Origin of the sequence: Nonomuraea sp. MG754425 (genome assembly GCF_021699195.1) — a bacterium.
Lineage (GTDB): Bacteria > Actinomycetota > Actinomycetes > Streptosporangiales > Streptosporangiaceae > Nonomuraea.
In genome coordinates this window covers 1-17,333 of sequence record NZ_SSXE01000199.1, presented here as the reverse complement: position 1 = coordinate 17,333, position 17,333 = coordinate 1, and the positions used below count along the sequence as shown (strand labels likewise).

At 73.0% G+C, this 17,333-nt stretch carries 15 protein-coding genes, 1 pseudogene and 1 riboswitch; of the genes and pseudogenes, 6 read left to right on the top strand and 10 right to left on the bottom strand.

Annotated features, from left to right (window positions below):
- The 5 genes and pseudogenes from FAF44_RS43695 to FAF44_RS43675 form a co-directional block, all read right to left on the bottom strand.
- Positions 1-326, bottom strand: a pseudogene (locus tag FAF44_RS43695) (hypothetical protein); the annotation flags it as partial.
- Between the two features lie 11 nt (positions 327-337).
- Complete coding sequence (locus FAF44_RS43690; RefSeq protein ID WP_237109304.1) at positions 338-1,156, bottom strand: hypothetical protein; 819 nt, start codon at positions 1,154-1,156, stop codon at positions 338-340.
- A 122-nt stretch (positions 1,157-1,278) separates the two neighbouring features.
- The gene (locus FAF44_RS43685; protein ID WP_237109303.1) at positions 1,279-1,803 is read right to left on the bottom strand and encodes a C40 family peptidase; all 525 of its coding nucleotides are present in this window, start codon (positions 1,801-1,803) and stop codon (positions 1,279-1,281) included.
- A gap of 73 nt (positions 1,804-1,876) precedes the next feature.
- Positions 1,877-2,041, bottom strand: a riboswitch (cyclic di-AMP (ydaO/yuaA leader).
- 385 nt (positions 2,042-2,426) lie between these two features.
- Positions 2,427-3,386, bottom strand: a complete 960-nt coding sequence (locus FAF44_RS43680; RefSeq protein ID WP_237109302.1) for a C40 family peptidase — start codon at positions 3,384-3,386, stop codon at positions 2,427-2,429.
- A 100-nt stretch (positions 3,387-3,486) separates the two neighbouring features.
- Positions 3,487-4,809, bottom strand: coding sequence for an NYN domain-containing protein (locus tag FAF44_RS43675; RefSeq protein WP_237109301.1), 1,323 nt, complete (start codon positions 4,807-4,809; stop codon positions 3,487-3,489).
- Positions 4,810-4,953: 144 nt separating this feature from the next.
- Here FAF44_RS43675 and FAF44_RS43670 point away from each other — a divergent pair, with 144 nt between their 5' ends.
- Positions 4,954-6,030, top strand: coding sequence for a phosphotransferase family protein (locus tag FAF44_RS43670; protein ID WP_237109300.1), 1,077 nt, complete (start codon positions 4,954-4,956; stop codon positions 6,028-6,030).
- Here FAF44_RS43670 and FAF44_RS43665 read toward each other — a convergent pair.
- Both FAF44_RS43665 and FAF44_RS43660 read right to left on the bottom strand, forming a co-directional pair.
- Positions 6,012-6,680 (bottom strand): response regulator transcription factor, encoded by a 669-nt coding sequence (locus tag FAF44_RS43665; RefSeq protein WP_237109299.1) that lies wholly within the window; start codon positions 6,678-6,680, stop codon positions 6,012-6,014. The two genes, FAF44_RS43670 and FAF44_RS43665, sit on opposite strands and share 19 nt — an antisense overlap.
- Positions 6,677-7,933, bottom strand: coding sequence for a sensor histidine kinase (locus tag FAF44_RS43660; protein WP_237109298.1), 1,257 nt, complete (start codon positions 7,931-7,933; stop codon positions 6,677-6,679). The genes FAF44_RS43665 and FAF44_RS43660 overlap by 4 nt, the downstream gene beginning before the upstream one ends.
- Before the next feature lie 111 nt (positions 7,934-8,044).
- Between FAF44_RS43660 and FAF44_RS43655 the strand changes: the two genes are divergently transcribed.
- Genes FAF44_RS43655 through FAF44_RS43645 form a run of 3 tightly spaced genes read left to right on the top strand, consistent with a single transcriptional unit; the run spans position 8,045 to position 10,262 of the window.
- Positions 8,045-8,284, top strand: coding sequence for a hypothetical protein (locus FAF44_RS43655; protein ID WP_237109297.1), 240 nt, complete (start codon positions 8,045-8,047; stop codon positions 8,282-8,284).
- Positions 8,281-8,772 carry a PH domain-containing protein gene (locus FAF44_RS43650; protein WP_237109296.1) on the top strand — a complete coding sequence of 164 codons (492 nt, stop codon included), beginning with the start codon at positions 8,281-8,283 and terminating at the stop codon, positions 8,770-8,772. The genes FAF44_RS43655 and FAF44_RS43650 overlap by 4 nt, the downstream gene beginning before the upstream one ends.
- 56 nt (positions 8,773-8,828) lie before the next feature.
- Positions 8,829-10,262: a PH domain-containing protein gene (locus FAF44_RS43645; RefSeq protein ID WP_237109295.1), complete on the top strand. Its 1,434-nt coding sequence runs from the start codon at positions 8,829-8,831 to the stop codon at positions 10,260-10,262.
- Positions 10,263-10,473: 211 nt separating this feature from the next.
- On the opposite strand, the gene FAF44_RS43640 is transcribed toward FAF44_RS43645, so the two are convergent.
- The 3 genes from FAF44_RS43640 to FAF44_RS43630 all read right to left on the bottom strand — a co-directional run bounded on the left by FAF44_RS43640 (position 10,474) and on the right by FAF44_RS43630 (position 15,099).
- Positions 10,474-12,021, bottom strand: a complete 1,548-nt coding sequence (locus FAF44_RS43640; RefSeq protein ID WP_237109294.1) for a hypothetical protein — start codon at positions 12,019-12,021, stop codon at positions 10,474-10,476.
- 113 nt (positions 12,022-12,134) lie between these two features.
- Positions 12,135-13,610 carry a serine/threonine-protein kinase gene (locus FAF44_RS43635; RefSeq protein ID WP_237109293.1) on the bottom strand — a complete coding sequence of 492 codons (1,476 nt, stop codon included), beginning with the start codon at positions 13,608-13,610 and terminating at the stop codon, positions 12,135-12,137.
- The gene (locus tag FAF44_RS43630; RefSeq protein WP_237109292.1) at positions 13,600-15,099 is read right to left on the bottom strand and encodes a serine/threonine-protein kinase; all 1,500 of its coding nucleotides are present in this window, start codon (positions 15,097-15,099) and stop codon (positions 13,600-13,602) included. Before FAF44_RS43630 ends, FAF44_RS43635 begins: the two co-directional genes overlap by 11 nt.
- 75 nt (positions 15,100-15,174) lie before the next feature.
- Between FAF44_RS43630 and FAF44_RS43625 the strand changes: the two genes are divergently transcribed.
- Positions 15,175-16,899, top strand: coding sequence for a DEDD exonuclease domain-containing protein (locus tag FAF44_RS43625; protein ID WP_237109290.1), 1,725 nt, complete (start codon positions 15,175-15,177; stop codon positions 16,897-16,899).
- A 17-nt stretch (positions 16,900-16,916) separates the two neighbouring features.
- A complete protein-coding gene (locus tag FAF44_RS43620) occupies positions 16,917-17,204 on the top strand; it encodes an Lrp/AsnC family transcriptional regulator (RefSeq protein ID WP_237109289.1) in 288 nt (95 codons plus the stop codon).
- Positions 17,205-17,333: the final 129 nt, after the last annotated feature.

Sequence of the window (17,333 nt, the reverse complement as noted above, 5' to 3'; positions counted from 1 at the left end):
GTCACGGACGCCTCCCCTCCTCGCCCCCGCGCGGGCCGCGCCGCGCCCTCGCCCGGCCCGGCGCGATCGGCCCCCGGGCCGCGCCGCGACCGCTTCTCCTGCCCGGCGTCCTCGGACGTCCCCGCCGACTCCCCGTGACGGGCCCGCTCGCTCTGCCCGGCGCTCTCCGACGCCCCCGCCGACTCCCCGTGGTGCGCCCGCTCGCCCGGTGTGGCGTCCTCGGAGGCCGCCGTCCCCTCCGGGTGGCCGGCGCCCACCGCGGCCAACGCGCCGTCCGCCACCTCGCCTTCCCGTGCCGCGTCGCCTGTGTCTTCTCGATCGCTCATCTGCCTCCCCTTCACACGAGCTGCTCCCGCACGTACGCGCGCCACCGTGCCGTCAGCGTGACGGCGGACAGGCCCAGTGAGGCGAGCGCCCGATCGACGCCTGCCACCTGGGCCTCACGGTAGAGCCTCACCAGGGTCCCCTCACCGAACCGGTCAGCGAGGAAGCGACACGCCAGCCAGGCCTCCTGGTACACCCGGGCGAGCCGGTCCTGGTCGCGCCCGTCGGCGGCGAAAGCCTCAGGGCCGGGCAAAGCGTCCGGCAGCCGTCCGGCCCGCGCCTCGGCCGCCAGTTCGGCGGCGGCGGTCGCCACGGGCAGTCCGGTGTCGCGATAGCCGACGTAGTCGGCGAAGCCCTCGTAGAGCCAGGCGGGCAGTCCGGCGGTGCCGGCCACGACGTGGGTCAGCTCGTGCGCCAGGACCACGTCCCGGCCGAGGGGGCTGAGCGTGGCGAACGCCTCGGGCACGACGATCACGCGCCGGCCGTCGGCGACCGCGGCCAGCCCGTCGAGCCGGGCGGCTCCGGCCAGCCGGGCGGCGTCGCGGGCGGACTCCGGCACGACGATCAGCGGCCGTACCGGACCGCCGAGCACGGCCGAGACCCGCAGCCCCGCACGGTCGGCCCGGCGGGCCAGTTCGTCGAGCAGCGGACGGGAGGCGGCCAGGCCCACGACGGTGGAGCGCCCGCCACGGCTGACGGCCGTCTCCCGGCCCGGCCACAGCCCACGCAGCTCCCGGGGAAGGAGCGGAGAGCCGATGAGCGGCGCACCGGACGGGACGGCGAGCAGCAGCGCCGCCGCCACCACGGCCCGCCTGCTCACCCGCACCGACACGCTGCCCGATCGTAGTAGGCCCGATCGTGGTGGCCCGCAACACGGCGCAGGTCGCGCTCAGGACGTGCGAGAGCCCCGCCCGGATCCAGGAGAACTCTTCCTGGGAGCCGGACGGGGCTTCCTCACAGGCCGGGACGGACCGCGCCGACGAAGGACGTCTTGCGCCATCCGCTCAACTTGTCGATGCGTACCCGTTCGCCTGTCCGCGGCGAATGGATCATTTTGCCCTTGCCGACGTACATGCCCACGTGGCCGAGCCCGCTGAAGAACATCAGGTCACCGGGCCGCAGATTGCGCCAGGAGACCTTGTTCCTGATGCGGACGAACTGGCTGCTCGCCACGCGCGGGAGCTTGACGCCGGCCTTCTTCCAGGCGAACTGGACGAGACCGGAGCAGTCAAACGAACCGGGGCCGGTGCCTCCGTAGCGATACGGGTCACCGATCTGGTTCTTGGCCACGGCGACGGCCCGGTGGGCCTTCGCCTTCTGCCGGGCGGCCTTGGCCGCCCGTCGCTGCGCGACCGTGGCCGTCTGGGACGTCTTGGCGGTGGTCTCCGCCTTGGCCGTCGTCAGGTCGGCCGAGTCGCTCGTCGTCGACGCCTGCGCCGTGGGGGCATGGAGGACGAGACCTCCGGCCGTCACGGTCATCGTGAGCGCTACTCCGCTCAGGGCAAGGCGGGACAGGCGGGGGTTCTGCAGGGGACTGGACAGGATTTCTCCTTGAGTCTTCCACGAACGCCTACCGGGTTAGCTGACGGATTCGGGCGTGGAAGTCGCCCTACGGCGCGATGGGCGCGCCGATTCACCCCTGATCCCTTGGGGACGTGGGATCGCTGGGTCCCCGGCTCCGTGCCTCCTGGCTGCACGGATTCGGCAGGTCGCCGCCCAGACCGAGTGTCGATATGGGGAGGCCGGGGGCGACCGGCGGATTTTTTTCTGTCTCGCATCGGGAGGGACCGATGCCGGTGCGCGGCGACATGGCTTGTTCACCGCGACGACGCCAGAAGCTACGCGGACAGGTCAAGGATCGGCAAAGGGCACACCCGGCTGTAAAGATCAGACAGGGGTGCGGGTCAACCTCGAAACCGCTGCTGGAGCACCAGGTTCCGTTACCAGAATGTGACCCTGCTCACACTTCGAGCCGAGCATGATTGTCAGGCGCCGATTGTTACGTAAATCACATTTGACACCATTCAAACGTGAGTAACGCCACTGGGAGCGTTCCCGACCGGCGGCCGACTCTGTCTACGACGCGGCATCGTAGCTCCCGCTTACGGGCGGATCGCCCCGACCAGGGACCGGCCGTAGGAGTTGAGCTTGACGACCTTGACGACGTCGCCCGTCTGCGGCGCGTGCACGATCTGCCCGTTGCCCGCGTAGATGCTGACGTGCCCGAGCCCCTGGCTGAAGATGAGGTCTCCGGGCTGCAGCGCGTCGAGCGAGACCTTCCGGCTCGCCCCCCACGACCACTGCTGCCACGTCGTGCGCGGCAGCGAGACCCCGGCCGCCGCCCAGGCGGCCTGCGTGAGCCCCGAGCAGTCGTAGCCGCGCGGCCCCGTGCCGCCGAAGATGTACGGCTTGCCCACCTGCGCGTACGCGAACCGCAACACCGCGGCCGCGCTCCCGGAGGCCGGCCCGGTGTACTTGATGCCCGTGCTGTTGGGGTTACCGGGGTTGTAGGCCCCGAGCCGGTCCAGCAGCTTCTTCTGCTCGGCGATCAGCTTGCGGATCTCGGCGCGTTCCTTCTCGACGGCGTCGCGCTCCTTGTCGGCGCCTTCCAGGGCCGTCTCGGCCTTGTCGCGCTCGGCCTTCAGCCCCTTGTTCTCCCGGTCGAAGACGGCCAGCTTCTCGGCCCGCTCGCGCGAGAGCTGCCCGGCCAGCGCCCACCCGCTCAGCATGGCCGAGGGGTTCTTCGAGCTGACGATCCCGGGCAGCGAGGTGATGTCCTCGCCGAGCTTGTAGCTGTCGACGGCCATCCCGATCACCTGCGCGCGCAGTTCGGCGACGGTCGCCAGCTTGCGCTTGTAGCTGTCGTTCAGCTTGGTGTAGGTGCTCTTGGCCTTCTTGTGGCGCTCGTTGGCCTGGTTGTACTGCTCGACGACCTTGTCGGCCTTGTCGTTGAGCTTGTCCAGTTTCGCCTTGGCCTGCGCCAGCGTGGGCCGGGGATCGGCGAGCGACGCCCCCGTAGCGGACAGCACCAGCCCGAACGCGAGACCCGCTGCCACCGGCACCCGGCCAAACCTCACTGTGTCGCCTCCCAGGGATTATATCTGGGGCGAAATAGTACAGAAGTGGCGAGCGGGACAGTGCCAAACCTAACCAATTCGTAATTTATGCGCGCCCTAGCCGGCGGAGCAGCAACCCAGACGGAACCGGTCTGGCACCCATCCGCCGGACGGACTCGGCCACCTCACGGTCGGACGACACCACGGCCATGGCCCGGCCGGCCGGCTCGGCGCGGACGAGCTGGCGGATGAGGTCGTCGGCGATCTCCCCCGGGGCGCTGAACAGCACCCGCACCCCGCGCGGCGCGACGACCTGCACGGGCGAGTTGAGCTCGGCCCCGTCGAAGACCACGGTCATCTCGACCCTCGTCTGCGCCACCAGCCCGCCGAGCGAGGTCATGAGCCGGTTGCGCTGGTCGGCCAGGGTGAGGGTGCCGTAGCCGGTCTTGGTGACGTTGTAGCCGTCGATGATCAGGTGCACCTGCGGCAGCGCGAGGAGCTGGTCGAGGAGCTGCGGATCGTCGTCGGCCAGCGCGCGGGCGGGCACGCCGCGCACGCCGGGACGCTCGCCCGTGACGGCCGCGACCGAGTCGGCGGGACGGCTGATCGTGGTGGGCAGGGCCAGCTCGCGGCGCAGCCCGGCGGAGGCGTCCTGGAGCGCGTCGAGCAGCACCCGGATGCGGGCGTCCTCGATGCTGCGGCCCTCGCGGGCGGCCCTGCGCGAGGCTTCGAGCTGCTTCTCGGCGTCGGCCAGGCGCTCGCGCAGCCGCCGCAGCTCGGACTCCCCGGCGCTGCCCGCCGCCGACGCGGCCGATCTGGCCTCGCCCGCCGCGCGGTCCATCTCCTCGGCCCGCCGCACCGCGGACTTGGCCCGCTCGCGCGCGTCGTGCAGCTTGCGGCGCAGGTCGGAGTTCTCGGAGCGGGCGGCCTTGATCTGCTCGCGCAGCCGGTCGGCCTCCTCCTTGGCGGCGCTCTTCTGCGCGGCGAGCTGCTCGCGCAGCCGCGTGACCGCCTCCTCGCGCTCGGAGTCCTCGGCGGCCACCGCCGACTGCTCCAGGTCGGCGCGGGCGGTCTCGATCATCTCCGCCCAGCCGGGCGGCCGGGTCAGGTAGGCCGCGGCGGCCACGAGCACGGGGTCGGCCGCCGGGGGCACGTTGCCCTCGGCCAGCGAGGCGACCAGCTCGGGCCAGCCGGCCGCCACCGACTCGGCGACCAGTTCGCGGAACTTCTTGTCGTTCTCGAGCTGCGCCGCGATGGGCGCGCTGCCGAGTTTGGCCCGCTTGCGGGGGTCGAACCTGGCGATGCCGCGCAGCGGTGGCGGGATGACCGCACCCGGCATCGAGCCGAGGACCTGGGAGGCCAGATCGACGACGTTGAGCCGCACCTGCTCGGGAAGCGGGCGAGACAGGCCTTCACCCGCTGAACTCATCCCACTTGTCCCTTCGTGACATGCCCTTTCAGACAAGGGTACGGCTGTTGCGTACCTGACCGTAACGGCCACTCCTATATGGACAAGCGCTTGCTAGGGGGTGTACGACTGTCGAAGGGCACATGTCCACCCGGGAGGCCCGCCGTGCCGGAAGAGCTCCGCACCTCCACCCGTGACCTCGAAGAACTGCGCGCGAGCACGGAGGCGTGGCTGCGCGGGCAGGTCGGCGCGAGCGCCTCGGTGTCCGGGATGTCCAGACCGACGGAAAACGGGCTGTCGAGCGAGACCCTGTTCTTCACCGCCACCTGGGACGGACAGCGTAAGCGCTGCGTAGCCAGGCTCGCACCTGCGAGGGAAGCCGTTCCGGTCTTTCCCTCCTACGATCTCGGGGCGCAGTTCGAGATGATGCGCCTGGCCAGGGAAAAAGCTGGGATCCCAGCGCCGCGGGCACTCTGGTTCGAGCCCGACCCCGGCCCGCTGGGCACGCCGTTCTTCGTCATGGAGCGGGCCGACGGCGAGGTCCCGCCGGACGTGCTGCCGTACACCTTCGGCGGCTGGCTGTACGACGCCTCCCCCGCCGACCGGCGCCGCCTCCAGGACGCGAGCGTGGGCCTGCTCGCGGCGCTGCACCAGACCGCGTTCACGCCACGGGAGCTGGCCCCGTTCGGGACCGCCGGGCTGCGCGCGCACGTCGAGGAGCAGCGCGCCTACTACGAGTGGGCGCACGGGCGGCGGCGCGTCCCGGTGCTGGAGCGGGCCTTCGCCGCACTGGCGGCGCACTGGCCCGACGACCCCGGCCCCGACGTGCTCACCTGGGGCGACGCCAGGATCGGCAACGTGATGTACCGGGACTTCGCCCCGGTCGCGGTGCTCGACTGGGAGATGGCCGCCGTCGGGCCGCGCGAGCTGGACCTGTCCTGGATGATCTTCCTGCACCGGTTCTTCCAGGACATCACGACCGGGGCGGGCCTGCCCGGCCTGCCCGCCTTCATGCGCCGCGAGGACGTCTGCGCCACCTACCGCGACCTGACCGGCTACGAGCCCCGCGACCTGGACTTCTACGAGCTGTACGCGGCGCTGCGGCACGGCGTCATCATGGCCAGGGTGTGGCAGCGCCGCATCCACTTCGGCGAGCTGCCCAGCCCGGACGACCCCGATGACCTGGTGCTGCACCGGGCCACCCTCGAAGAGCTGCTGGCCCGCTACGAGGCGGCGTCGTAGACGAGCAGCGCCACCTGGACCCGGTTGTTGAGGCCCAGCTTGGTGAGGATCCGGGAGACGTGCGCCTTGACCGTCGGCACGCTCATGTACAGCTCGCGCCCGATCTCGGCGTTCGACCTGCCCCGCCCGACGGCCGTGGCCACCTCCCGCTCCCGCTCGCTGAGCCTGCCGAGCAGGCCCCTGGCCCGCTCGCCGCGCTGCACCGCCCCGCCGCCGCCGTCGGCCACGTGCGTGATGAGCTGCCTGGTCACCGCGGGTGACAGGATCGGCTCGCCGGCGGCCACCTTCTTGATCGCCTGCACCAGGTCGCCGGGCGCGATGTCCTTCAGCAGGAACCCGGCCGCCCCGGCCCGCAGCGCCCGCAGCACCTGCGCGTCGGCGTGGAACGTGGTCAGCACCACCACCTCGGGCGGCGCGGACGCGCGGCGCAGCGTCTCGGTGGCGGTCAGGCCGTCGATGCCGGGCATGCGGATGTCCATCAGCACCACGTCGGGCCGGTGCCGGATCACCAGGGGCGGCACCTCGGCCCCGTCTCCGGCCTCGGCGACGATCTCGATCTCGGGCACGCCGCCGAGGATCATCGACAGCCCGGCCCGCACCATCGCGTCGTCGTCCACGATCAGCAGCCTGATCGGCCCGTCGGTGGTCATGTGTCGTCCTCCCGGATCGTCTCCACCGGCCACGGCAGCCAGGCGCGCACCGTGAACTGCCCCTCGGGCGTGGCCCCGTGCTCCAGGGTGCCGCCGGCCAGCTCCGCCCGCTCGGTCAGGCCGATCAGCCCGGCGCCCGCCCCCGGGATGCGCGCGCCGTGCCGCGTCCACAGGGGGTTGCGCACCTCCGCCGACAGCCCCTTGCCGCGCACGCCCTCGACCGTCACCGTCACCGGCGCGCCGCCCCCGTGCTTGCGCGCGTTGGTGAGCGCCTCCTGGACGATCCGGTAGAGGTTGCGGCCCAGCCCTTCGGGCGCGTCCTCGGCCCGCAGGTCGAGCCGTACGTCCATGCCCGCGTGCCGGCACTCCTCGACCAGCGCGGGCAGGTCGGCGAGGGTGGGCTGCGGGCGGTCGGGCACCATGCCCTCGCCTTCGGAGCCCTCGCCGTCGCCGACCGAGGAGGAGTGGCGCAGCACGCCGATCACCTCGCGCAGGTCCTGGAGGGCCAGGTGGGCGTTGGTCCTGATGGCCTCGGCCGCCTTGGCGATCTCGCCGGGCGGCGCGTCCGGCCGGAACTCCAGCGCGCCCGCGTGCAGGCTCAGCATCGAGATGCGGTGTGCCAGCACGTCGTGCATCTCCCTCGCGATGCGCTCGCGTTCGAGCCGCTTGGCCTGCTCGGCGGCGCTGTCGGCGCGCTGCCTGAGCGTCCAGACGAGTTGCCGCCTGGCCCTGACCACGATGCCCCACGCGAACACCGTCAGCACGAACGCCGCGCCGAGCGCCGCCGCCCACGCGCGGTCGAGGTCGCTCTGGGGCCGCAGCGCGACGTAGGGGGCGAGGGTGAGCAGGTTGAACAGCGTGATCGGCCCCGACACCCGGAACGGGCGGTGCACCGCCACCGTGAACAGCGCGACCACCGCGGCCCCGCCGACCATCTCCAGATAGGACGACAGCAGGCCCAAGACCACCGCGAGCGCGACGGGCCACCTGCGCCGCAGCCACACCGCCGCGCACGACAGCGCCCCCGAGACCTGCTCGACGAGCATCAGGGGCCCGGTCTGGTTCTGCTCGTGCAACTCGATCAGGGACAGGAAGGTCAGGCCGCAGGCGAACAGGAACAGCAGGAGATCGACGATCCAGTCGCGCGTCGAGCGCCGCACGCGCCCGCCCGTGCCGCCGTCGCCGAGCAGCACCGACGGCAGCACCCACCCGTATTCGTGGGCGGCGGCGCCGTCTGCCCGCAGTTCCGTCACGTTCATCGAGGTTAGGCCCTGCCGAGGGTGCGGCGACAGCGACCAAAGTCGGTGCCCGCCGAGACCGACGGCCGACGCCCGCCGCCGGGCCGGCGCGCGAGGCTTGGCGGCATGCGATGGGTGTTGAGGGTGCTCGGCTGGCTGCTGGTCCTGCAAGGCGTCGGCGGCCTGGTGAACGTCCTGCTCGGATGGTGGCGGTGGGCACACGACCTGCTCGTGGTCAACCTGCTGCCGATCTTGGAGGGTTACGAGGTGTTCGCGGCGATCGTGATCGGCGTGCTCGGGTTCGCGCTGCTGGCCGTCTCCGAGTCCCTGGAGACGACGTCCCCGGAGACGGAGGACGGGAAGTGAGCACGGCCGGGCTGCGCCCGCCCCGCCACCGGGTGGACCGGCGGGCGGTCGGGTGGTGGACGGTTCAGTGGCTGATGCTCATGGTGCCGGTGGCGGGGGCCTGCGTGGCGGCGTACTGGGCCCTCACGGAGCGGCCGCTCTGGCTCGGCGCGGCCGTGGCGGTGTTCGCGGCGGGCTGCCTGGCGCTGGCGGTGGTGGCGCCCCGGGCCTCCTACCGGGTGGAGCGCTGGGAGGTCACCGACCAGGCGGTCTACACCCGCAAGGGGTGGCTGACGCACACCTGGCGGGTGGCGCCGATGTCGCGGATCCAGCGGGTCGACACGGCGCGGGGGCCCGTGCAGCGGCTGTTCGGGCTGGCGGACGTCACGGTGACGACGGCGTCGTCGGCCGGGGCCGTCAAGATCGAGGCGCTGGACCACGAGGTGGCGGCCGAACTGGCCGCGCGCCTGACCGCGATCACCCAGGCCACGCCCGGGGACGCGACGTGAACGTTCAGCCGGCCGCGGGCGGTGACGATGGATGGCGGAGGCCGGCGGGGCGGAGCGTGTGGGCCTCCGGGGTCAAGTCGCTGGCGATCGCCGCCGGCGTCGCGGCCGGGCTGACCCGGTTCCTGACGGGCCGCGACTGGCCCGCGGGCGGCGTCGTGGCGGCCTGCGCGGGCGCGGCGGTGCTGATCGTCGCCTGCGTGGTCGCGTACGACGTGCTGCGGCTGCGCGCCACCCGCTGGCGGCTCACCCCCGAGCGGCTGGAGGTGCGCTCGGGCGTCACCGTCCGCCGGCACCGCTCGATCCCGCGCGAGCGGGTGCGCAGTGTGGACCTGCGCGCCGACCCGGTGAACAGGGTGTTCGGCCTGACCGTGGTGAAGGTGGGCACGGGAGAGCACGCCGAGGACGGCGCGGAGCTCGTGCTGGACCCGCTGGGCAGGCACGAGGCCGAGTCCCTGCGCCGCACCCTGCTGCCTCGGAGCGAGCGGGCGGCGGAGCCCGGGGGCCCGCTGGCGGAGCTGCGCTGGTCGTGGATCAGGTACGCGCCGCTGTCGGTGTGGACGTTCACCGGCGCGGCGGTGCTGCTCGCCACCCTGTACAAGGCGCTCGGCCAGTTCGGGTTCGACGGGTTCGGCGACCGGATCGCGACCGGCCTGTGGGACTGGCTGGCGGCCAGGCCGCTGCCGGCCGCCGCGCTGCTGCTCGCGGTGAACCTGCTGGTCGGGGCGGCCGGGGCGGCGCTGCTGTTCGCCGAGTCGTGGGGCCGTTACCGGCTGGAGCGCGAGCCGGGCCGGCTCCGGATGCGCAGGGGCCTGCTGACCAGCCGGTCGCTGACGCTGGAGGAGCGCAGGCTGCGCGGGGTGGAGATCAGCGAGCCGCTGCTGCTGCGGCTGGGCGGCGCGGCCCGGCTCAGGTCCGTCGCCACCGGGCTGGGCAGGGGTTCCGGCGAGGAGCGCGAGGACGCCGCCGCGCTCACCCCGCCGATGCCACGGGCCCTGGTGGCGCGGCTCGCCGCGTCGATCGCGGGCTCCGGCGTGCCCGAGCCGCTCGCGCATCCCCCGGCGGCCCGGCGCCGCCGGCTCGTCAGAGCGCTGCTGGCCGCCCTGGTCACGGTGCCGGCCGCCGCGCCGGCGAGCCTGTGGGCGGGCGGCTGGGTGTGGCTCGTGCCGGCGGCGGTGCTGGCGTACGGGCTGTGGCACGCGGTGAGCGCCGCCGCGAGCCTCGGGCACGCGCTGAGCCCCCGTCACCTGGTCACCAGGAGGGGCGCCGTGGTCCGGCGCACGGTCGCGCTCGACCGCAGGGGCATCGCGGGCTGGACGATCACGGAGTCGTGCTTCCAGCGGCGCGCGGGCCTGCTGACGGTGACGGCCACGACGGCCGCCGGCCGGGGCCACTACGCGGTGGTGGACGTGGGCCGCGGGGACGGCCTGCGCCTTGCCGCACAGGCCGTCCCCGGTCTCATCGAGCCCTTCCTGTCCCAGGAAGAGCAATGAGCCGCGCGATCCCCCATGGTTTGCCCATGCCCCTGTACTGGACAAACATGATCGCGCGGCTCAGGCGCTCACAGGGATAACGTTATTTGCCCCGCTTGCAGCCGAGTTGCAGGCCCATTAACCATTCCGGCAAATCATGAGTCAGCGTCACGATTGCCGGGATCGTCCGCGCAGGGGGCACGGTCGCCGCAGGCCGGAGGCGGCCCGCGGGTCAGCTCCCGGCCGGCTGCGCGGCCAGCGCCTTCACGTACGCCCTGGCCAGGGCGAGCGCGCCGGCCATCGCCTCCTTCTCCGGCATGAACGTCACCTTGGGCGAGTTCGTCGCCACGTCCTCGGGCCGCTGGTGGCCCGAGTAGTCGACCTGGACGACCAGCGCGCCCCTGCGCATGATCACCGTGCCGCTGGAGGCGGAGATCTCGCTGCCCTTGCTCTGCACGTACTGCCGGTACGCCTGGTCGCCCAGGTCATCGACACCCGCCAGCGGGCCCCAGGTGATGCCGCCGATGGAGGAGCCGGCGGTGTTCTTGTCGCCGCCGTACTGACTGGCGTAGTAGGACCTGGCGGCGGGCTCGTCCACCGCGCCCGCCCGGTTGGTGAAGCGGTGCACGGTGATCAGCGCGCTGCGGATCTTCGTGACGCCCGGCCCGCCGGACAGCTCGCGGTTGAGCCAGCGGCACTCGGTCTGCTCGTCGTCGCCCTCCTCGCTGCCGCGCGCGCGGGTCGTGGGCTCGGGCACGAGCCGGGTGGCCGTCTCCGTCACGGCCTGGCAGTCGGCGGGGAAGGCGGCCAGTTCGGTGGGCGAGGGCGTCGGGCGGGCGCTCGGCGAGACGGTGGCCGCCGCCGACGGCTCCGCCTGGGCCAGCACGCCCGGGTGCCGCGCCTGCCAGGCGGCGACCCCCTTGGCGAAGTGCGCGACCAGGCCGCTCACCTCGCGGATGGCGTTCGCCTCCGTGATCGCCTGCGTGCTTTCGTTGGACAGGATCTGGGCGTCCTTGCGCTGCTGGCCCGCCTGGAACTTGACCTCGACCGTCATGTCGCCGACGCGGGCGTAGGCGGTGCCGAAGGCGTACCAGAGCAGCTTGCCGTCGCGCCGCCAGGTGTACTGCGCGTACGCGCCGTCGCCGACGCCCTGGATGTCCTTGGCCGCGGAGATGTACTCCTTCTCCTCCGGGTCGAGCGACGGCTTGGCGGTCTCCCTGAACTTGCCGCCCCGGTAGTCCGTCTCGTACGAGTTCTGCGCCATCGCCCGGCCGGTCTTGGCGCCCTCGCCCTTGTGCTGGGCGACCTTGACGTCGATCTCCCTGCTGCGCCAGTAGTCGCCGAAGGAGATGCGCTGGTTGGTCCAGTTGCAGGAGAAGTTGACGGTGTAGTCGCCGTCATTGGACGTGTGCGACATGGTCGCGCCGGGCACCAGCCGGACGGCCTCGTCCTCTGGCAGCATGGCGCACACGTCGGGCCCGGCAGCGGCGGCGGCCGGGTCGGCGGGCGACGACGAGCGCGTGGCGGGCGGCGTCGTGACCCCGCCGGCCTTGCCGACCTTGCCGTAGAGCAGGTAGGCCCCCACCCCTCCCGCGGCGACCAGCACCACCAGGGCGGCGGCGAGCGTGGGCAGCAGCCACGCCGGACGCCGCGGCCGGGGGGCGCGCGGCATGGGCGGCATGGTCGGAGGCATCGTCGGGGGCGTGTGCGGCGGCTCGAACTGCCTGCCTGGCACCTGGTAAGGGGTGGTGGGCGGCTCGAACTCGCTACCGGGGTTCACTGAAACTCCTGGGGTTGCCCTGACATGCGGGGAGACATGCTAGTTACGCCTCTTGCAAGGCACTTGAACCACCTGCGGCACACCCGTGCGCACCCCTGGACGCCGCACCTGTCTCATTTCGCCAGCGCCTCCGTGACCAGGCGGCCGGCGTTGACGGCCGTCTCCCTGTCGACCACGGCCTCGGACGCCTTCACCCCCTCCGCGGGGTCGACAGGCACGCTCTCGCGCCGCCAGATCACCTCGGCGAGCAGGTTGCTGGTGCGCAGGAGGACGGTGGTGACGGCCGTGCCGCTCTCGTTGGTGGACAGGTAGAACTTGAAGCCGTTCTGGGCGATCGCCGCCTCTCCCACGCCGGCGACATCGGCCACCGCGCCGTACGCCTGCTGCCCGCTGACACCCTGCGCGGCGGCCCGGGTGGTCTTCTCGCTGGCGAAGCGGCGCTGCGCCACCTGGGGGCCGTCGAGACCGCCGCTGGGCCGCTCCGCCCAGGTGCGGACGATCAGGCTGCGGGCCGAGGACGTGCCCCCGTGCACGACCCACTGGCACTCGCCCGGCCTGGTGCGGCCGCGGGCGGGAGCGCCCTTCATCAGGCCGGTGGCCTGCGCGTCGGTGAGCAGGGTGCACGGGTCGGGGGCCGTGGCGAACCTGCCGGGGGCCGGCCCGGTGACGCCGAGCGCCCCGGCGGCGTACCAGCCGCCCGCGCCCAGCGCGAGGACGGCGGCGATCGCGCCCGGCACCAGCAGGCGGCGCGAGCGCCCCGCGCGGGCGCCCCGGCCCGATCCCGCCAGCGCCGTCAGCGTCTGGCGGACCCGCTCCGGCGTGGGCCGCGCCGCCGGGTCCTTGGCCAGCATGGCCAGCAGCAGCCCGCCCAGTTCCCGGCCGGACCTGGCCGGGAACGGCGGCTCGTGCAGCAGCACCGCCGCCGCGACGGCGGCCGGCAGCGCCCGCTCGAACGGCGCGCGGCCCTCCACCGCCGTGTACAGGCTGGCTCCCAGCGACCACAGGTCGGACGACGGGCCGGACGGCTGCTCGTTGAGCCGCTCGGGGGCCATGTACCCGGGCGAGCCCGCGCTGCCGTACCTGTCGCCCCGCCCGCCCATCGGGGCGGCGATGCCGAAGTCGGTGAGCATGGCCGAGCCGTCGCCGTCGAGCAGGATGTTGGCGGGCTTGACGTCCTGGTGCAGCATGCCGTGGGCGTGCGCGACGTCGAGCGCCGACAACACCCGCAGCCCGACCGCGGCCACGAACTCCGGCGGCAGCGGCCCCTGCTCCCTGATCACCTTGTCGAGCGAGCGGCCGGTGACGAGGTCCATGATGATCCACGGCTGGTCGCCCTCGAGGACCACGTCGTGCACGAGCACGATGGCCGGGTCGCGCAGCCGTCCGGCCGAGCGGGCCTCGTGGATGGCCCGGTCGGCGAACTCCGCGCGCTCGCGCGGGCTCAGCCCCGGCGGCATGCGCACCTGCTTGACCGCGACCTGCCGGTCGAGCAGCTCGTCGATGGCCCGCCACACCGTGCCCGCGCCGCCCTGCCCGAGCCGCTCGATCAGCCGGTAGCGACCGGCCAGCAGGTAGAGGTCACCCGGCATCGCGCAACGCCTGCTCACTCGCCTGCGCCGCTCTCAGCGCCGTCTGCTTGATGTCGTCGTCGGTCGGCTTGTCGGAGAGCGTGGTGTACTCGACGCTCACCACCAGGTTGGCCAGCCGGTAGAAGACGTGGGCCGAGTGGAGGCGGCCGGTGGGCCCCTTCAGCTCGAAGCCGAACGCCTCCTCCCCGACGCCGGTGATCGGGCGCACGGGGGTGCGGGTGGCCTTGGTGGACTTCGTCGCGCCGATCTCGGGCCAGGTCCAGTCGAGGGAGTCGTACTTGGACCAGTAGCGCCGCTGGTTCTGAAACAGCGTGCGGGCCGTGGTCTCGGTCATGGACCACGGGTCGACGGTGTCGGAGTCGCGCTGCACCTGCAGGCCCACGCCCGTGCTGGGGACCGGCCAGCCGCACTTGGGGCCGATGTCGTCGGAGCCCGGCTGCCCCTCGGGCGGGCTCTGCGTGCGCAGCAGCGCGCCCAGCTCCTGCCGGCCGATGAGCGTGCACACGTCCATCGGCACGGTGAAGGCGGACGGAGTGCCCCCGCCGCCCTTCAGCAGCGCGAACCCGGTCGCGCCCGCGCCCGCGAGCACCGCCACCGCGGCGACGGCGATCCAGAGCGCGGCCCGGCCGCGCCTCCTGACCGGGCGCGGCGCGGTCACCTCGGCCTGGACGGGCAGCGCCGGCGCGGGCCGGCCCTCGGCGACCTCCCGCAGCACGTGCGCGGCCACCCGCGGGTCGGGGCGGGCGGCCGGCTGGTAGGCCATCATGGCGGTCAGCAGCGGGCCGAGCGGGCCGTGCACGGGCGGCGGCGGCTCGGTCAGCGTGGCGCGGATGCGCTGGGCCGCCGACCCCTCGAAGGCCGGCGCGCCGGTCAGCGCCACGTGCAGCGAGGCCCCGAGCGACCACAGGTCGCTGGCCGGGCCGCCGGGCTCGCCCTCCAGCCGCTCGGGCGCGATGAACCCGGGCGAGCCGATCATCAGCCCCTGCTCGGTGAGCGTCGCCTGGCCCTCCTGCCTGGCGATGCCGAAGTCGGTGAGCACCACCCGGCCGCTGCCGGTCAGGAAGACGTTGCCCGGCTTGACGTCGCGGTGCTGCAGGCCCTGGGAGTGGGCGACCATCAGCGCGTCGAGCACGTCGGCGCCGACCCTGGCGGCGTGGCCGGGCGGCATGGGGCCGAACTCGCGCACGGTCTCGGCCAGCGTGCGGCCCCGCAGCAGCTCCATCACCAGCCAGGGCCGGTCCTGCTCGACGACCACGTCGTGCAGCGCCACGATGCCCGGGTGCCGCAGCCGCGCCATGGCCTGCGCCTCGCGCACGGCCCTGGTCACGAGGTCCTGGCGGTCCTTGGCCGGCAGACCCTCGGGCAGCGTGAGCTCCTTGACGGCGACATCGCGGTCGAGCATCTCGTCCCTGGCCAGCCACACCTTGCCCATGCCACCGGCGCCCAGCGGGCGCAGCAGGGAGTAACGGCCGGCGAGTCTTGCGGACATAAAGGGAAGGGTAACCAAGGTTCAAGTGGGGTGCTTACTCGTTCCTGTCGGTCAACCTCTCTATGGTCTTGGTTCGTGGATCCGGTTCAAGGCACTCTCGATGAGCTCGGCACCCCGCTGAGCGAGGTCACGTTCGTCGTGTTCGATCTCGAGACCACCGGCGGCGCCCCGGCGGAAGACGCGATCACCGAGATCGGCGCGGTCAAGGTGCGGGCGGGCGAGGTGCTCGGCGAGTTCTCCACCCTGGTCGACCCCGGCGGGCCGATACCGCCGTTCATCTCCGTGCTGACCGGCATCACCGACACCATGGTGCTGGCCGCACCCAAGATCGAGTCGGTGCTGCCGAGCTTCCTGGAGTTCATCAGGGGCGCCACCCTGGTGGCGCACAACGCCGGGTTCGACACCCGTTTCGTCAAGGCCGCCTGCGCCGCGCTCGGCTACCCGCCGCCGGCCAACCCGGTCGTCGACACCGTCGATCTGGCCCGGCGCGTGCTCACCCGCGACGAGACCCCCAACGCCAAGCTCGCCACACTGGCCAGGTTCTTCCGCAGCCCCGTCGAGCCGTGCCACCGCGCCCTGCAGGACGCCAGGGCCACCGTCGACGTGCTCCACGGGCTGATCGAGCGGGCCGGCTCCTTCCAGGTGCACACGCTGGAGGAGCTCAAGTCGTTCGTCCGCGCGCCCACGCCCGAGCAGCAGGCCAAGCGCCACCTGGCCGAGTCGGTGCCGCACGCGCCCGGCGTCTACCTGTTCGAGGACGACCGCGGCGAGGTCCTCTACATCGGCAAGAGCACCAACCTGCGCAATCGCGTGCGCTCCTACTTCACCGCCGGCGAGACCCGCCCCCGCATCCGCGAGATGATCGGCATCGCCGAGCGGGTGCGCCACATCGTCTGCTCCACCGCGCTGGAGGCCGAGGTACGCGAGCTGCGCCTGATCGGCGGCGCCAAGCCCCGCTACAACCGCCGTTCCCGCTTCCCCGAGAAGATGGTGTGGCTCAAGCTCACCTCCGAGGTCTTCCCCCGGCTGTCGATCGTGCGCGACCTGAAGGACGACGGCGCCACCTACCTCGGGCCGTTCACCAGCGCCCGCCAGGCCGACGACGCCCGCATCGCCCTGCACGAGGCCGTCCCGCTGCGCCAGTGCACCCAGCCGATCACGCTGCGCACCCGGCGGGCGGCCTGCGTGCTGCACGAGATGGGCCGCTGCGGCGCGCCCTGCGCGGGCGGGGAGAGCCCCGAGCAGTACGCCGTGCACGCCGAGAACGCCCGCCGCGCCATGACCCTCGACGCCTCCCCCGTCTTCAGCGCGGTCTCGGCCCGGATGGAGCGGCTGTCGGTCGAGCAGCGTTACGAGGAGGCGTCCGTCGACCGTGACCGGCTGGCCTCGTTCGTCCGCACGGCGGCCCGCATGCAGCGGCTCGGCGCCATCACCCGCATCCCGCAGCTCGTGGCCGCGAGCCCGGCCTTCGGCGGCGGCTGGGACATCCACGTGGTCCGCTACGGCCGGCTCGCCGCCGCCGGGGTGATGCAGAAGGGCACCCACCCGACCCCCTTCGTCGCCTCGCTGACGGCCGCCGCCGAGGTCGTGCTGCCCGGCCCCGGGCCGGTCCACGCGGCCAGCGCGGAGGAGACCGAGTGCATCCTGCGCTGGCTGGAGTCCCCCGGGGTGCGGCTGGTGGAGGTCGACGGCGTGTGGAGCCTGCCCGCGCGCGGGGCCGCCCGGCACAAGGCCCGCATCGACCTCGCCTACCGGCACCTCGACCAGCGGCGCAATCGGGAGGGGCGACCTTTGAGGTGAAACGATAGAGTTGATGCATGGTCACGGCTATCGTCCACATAAATGCAGAGGTAGACCGGATCCCGGAGGTCGCCCAGACGATCGCCGAGATCGAGGGGGTCAGCGAGGTCTACTCCATCACCGGCGAGTACGACCTGCTGGCCATGGTGCGGGTGGCGGCGTACGAGGAGATCGCCGAAGTCGTGCCGGGGCGGCTCAACAAGGTCCCCGGGGTGCTGCACACCGAGACCCACATCGCCTTCCGCGCCTACTCCAGGCACGACCTCGACGCGGCCTTCTCGATCGGCTTCCCCGAGGCCGACTGACCCGCCGCCGGGGCCCGCCCGCTGCGGGCCCACTTCCCCGAGCCCACATTCTCCGGCCCACTCTGTCCCGGGCCCACATTCTCCGGCCCACTCTGTCCCGGGCCCACATTCTCCGGCCCCACTTTGTCC

Excerpts from the sequence above, each read along its gene's own strand:
- FAF44_RS43635 (WP_237109293.1), bottom strand. The coding sequence starts at position 13,610 with ATGCCGGGTGACCTCTACCTGCTGGCCGGTCGCTACCGGCTGATCGAG.
- FAF44_RS43655 (WP_237109297.1), top strand. The coding sequence starts at position 8,045 with ATGCGATGGGTGTTGAGGGTGCTCGGCTGGCTGCTGGTCCTGCAAGGC.
- FAF44_RS43665 (WP_237109299.1), bottom strand. The coding sequence starts at position 6,680 with ATGACCACCGACGGGCCGATCAGGCTGCTGATCGTGGACGACGACGCG.
- FAF44_RS43630 (WP_237109292.1), bottom strand. The coding sequence starts at position 15,099 with ATGTCCGCAAGACTCGCCGGCCGTTACTCCCTGCTGCGCCCGCTGGGC.
- FAF44_RS43675 (WP_237109301.1), bottom strand. The coding sequence starts at position 4,809 with ATGAGTTCAGCGGGTGAAGGCCTGTCTCGCCCGCTTCCCGAGCAGGTG.
- FAF44_RS43685 (WP_237109303.1), bottom strand. The coding sequence starts at position 1,803 with ATGACCGTGACGGCCGGAGGTCTCGTCCTCCATGCCCCCACGGCGCAG.
- FAF44_RS43620 (WP_237109289.1), top strand. The coding sequence starts at position 16,917 with ATGGTCACGGCTATCGTCCACATAAATGCAGAGGTAGACCGGATCCCG.